Origin of the sequence: Hyalangium ruber (genome assembly GCF_034259325.1) — a bacterium.
Classification (GTDB): Bacteria; Myxococcota; Myxococcia; order Myxococcales; family Myxococcaceae; genus Hyalangium_A; species Hyalangium_A rubrum.
In genome coordinates this window covers 1-1950 of sequence record NZ_JAXIVS010000040.1, presented here as the reverse complement: position 1 = coordinate 1950, position 1950 = coordinate 1, and the positions used below count along the sequence as shown (strand labels likewise).

The window sequence follows — 1950 nt, the reverse complement described above, 5'->3', positions numbered from 1 at the left end:
GTAAGACCTCGCCGTGCCCCGTCGTGACGGGCTCCGGCCTCTCATGAGACCTCCCTTGGCCACACGCCAGGGAGGTGGTCCATGGAGTTGGAGAAGGAATTGGAGCAGTTCCGTCAGGAAGCGCAGCGGTTGAAGGCCGGGCGGCGCAGTGGCTCGTTGCCCTTCCCCGAGGCGCTGCGCGCCTTCGCGGTGCGCTACGCCGAGCACACCGTGGCAGCGGGAGGGACGGTGACGGACGCGGCGCAGAAGCTGGGGGTGTCCGGGCCGACGCTCTACGAGTGGCGCAAGGGGCGCCCCGCAGGCCACCGCCGTCCGAAGCCCGCCGAGAAGGGCGCGGCGCTGGTGCCGGTGCACGTCAGCGAGCGCCCCGTCCGAGCCGAGGTGGCAGGAGTGCCGCAGGTGGCGCTGGTCTCGCCGGGCGGCTGGCGAGTCGAGGGGCTGACGCTGGAGGCCGCTGCCCAGCTGTTGGGGAGACTGGGATGCTGACGCACACGCGCGCCGTGCGCGTCTTCGCGTACGCGGCCCCGGTGGACATGCGCAAGGGCTTCGATGGACTGGGTGCCCTCGTCGAGCAGCAGTTGGGGCGGCAGCTGCTCAAGGGCGACGTCTTCCTCTTCGTCGGCCGCAGCCGGCGCCGGGCCAAGGTGCTGCACTTCGACGGCACGGGCCTGGTGCTGCTCACCAAGAGACTCTTCCGGGGACGCTTCGCTCGGCCCTGGTGCGACGAGGGCGCGCAGGCAGTGGAGTTGACGGTGAGCGAGCTGTCGCTCTTCCTGGAGGGCTGCGAGTTGGCGGGGCGGTGGAAGCTGTCGCCTCCGGCGGTGGACGAGAAAGTCCTTGCGGTAGGCAGTGGCTTGTAGCACCTGTCAGGTAGTCATGGTGCGAGTGGAGCAGCTGCGAGACTTGGAGACGGCCAAGCAGGTGGCGGCGCTGCTGGAGGCGGAGAATGCCCGGCTGCACCAGCGCCTCGAGGCGCTCGTCGCGGAAGTGGCCCGGCTCAAGGGCGAGGAGGCCCAGGCGCACCTGCAGCTGGAGCTGACGCAGCTCAAGGAGCAGCTGGCGCTCATGCAGCAGCGCCTCTTCGGTGCCTCCAGCGAGAAGCGTGGCGACAAGCCGCCGAAGCCTCCGCGTGCCAAGCCGCAGCGCGGCCACGGCCCCAAGGCTCAGCCCGAGCTGAAGGTGCAAGAGGTGCTGCTGCCGCTGGAGGAGGCGGACCAGGTCTGCGGCCTGTGCGGCAGCGGCCTGCGCGCGTGGGAAGGCCAGACGGAGGACTGCGAGCAAATCACCGTCGTCGAGCGAAGCTTCCTGCTGCGGCGGGTGAAGCGGCAGAAGTACCGCTGCGGCCAGGGCTGCGCGCCGGTGACGGCGCCGGCCCCTCCGCGGCTGATTCCGGGTGGCCGCTACTCGGTGGACTTCGCGGTCCACGTGGCCCTCATGAAGTACGGCTTCCACCTGCCGCTGGCCCGCCAGGAAAGGCTGTACGCGCGCGAGGGCCTGGTGGTGGAGGCACAGACGCTCTGGGACCAGATTGAGGCGCTCGCCCAGCACCTGCAGAAGTCCTACGAGGCGCTGCTGGCCGAAGTTTTCACCTCGCCTCTCATCCACGCGGACGAGACGCACTGGTACCTGCTGGACAAGGGGCCCGGCACCAAGTGGTACGCGTGGACGGTGGCCTCGCCCGACACCGTCTTCCATCGCATCTACCCCAGCCGCTCCGGGGCGACGGCGCGCACCGTGCTGGGCGACTACGAGGGCATCGTCCTGGTGGATGGGTATGCGGCCTACCAGACGGCGACGAAGTCCGGCGCGGATGGACCCTGTCCGGCCACGCTGGCCTTCTGCTGGGCGCACGTGCGCCGCAAGTTTTTCGAAGCCCAGAAATTCGCCCCTGCCTGCAAAGGGGTGCTGGACCTTATTGGCGAGTTGTACGCCATCGAGGCAGACCTACCG

The 1950-nt window shown here is 69.7% G+C and carries 3 protein-coding genes; all 3 read left to right on the top strand.

The genetic code is table 11. The annotated features are described in order from the left end of the window. Nucleotides 1-81 precede the first annotated feature (81 nt). A complete protein-coding gene (locus tag SYV04_RS43615; protein WP_321552060.1) occupies nucleotides 82-486 on the top strand; it encodes a transposase in 405 nt (134 codons plus the stop codon). Further along, nucleotides 480-860 (top strand): IS66 family insertion sequence element accessory protein TnpB, encoded by a 381-nt coding sequence (gene tnpB / locus SYV04_RS43610; protein ID WP_321552059.1) that lies wholly within the window; start codon nucleotides 480-482, stop codon nucleotides 858-860. The genes SYV04_RS43615 and tnpB overlap by 7 nt, the downstream gene beginning before the upstream one ends. A gap of 16 nt (nucleotides 861-876) precedes the next feature. Then, nucleotides 877-1950: IS66 family transposase (gene tnpC / locus SYV04_RS43605; RefSeq protein WP_321552058.1), on the top strand; the 1074-nt coding region annotated here is incomplete at its 3' end.

Excerpts from the sequence above, each read along its gene's own strand:
- tnpB (WP_321552059.1), top strand. The coding sequence starts at position 480 with ATGCTGACGCACACGCGCGCCGTGCGCGTCTTCGCGTACGCGGCCCCG.
- SYV04_RS43615 (WP_321552060.1), top strand. The coding sequence starts at position 82 with ATGGAGTTGGAGAAGGAATTGGAGCAGTTCCGTCAGGAAGCGCAGCGG.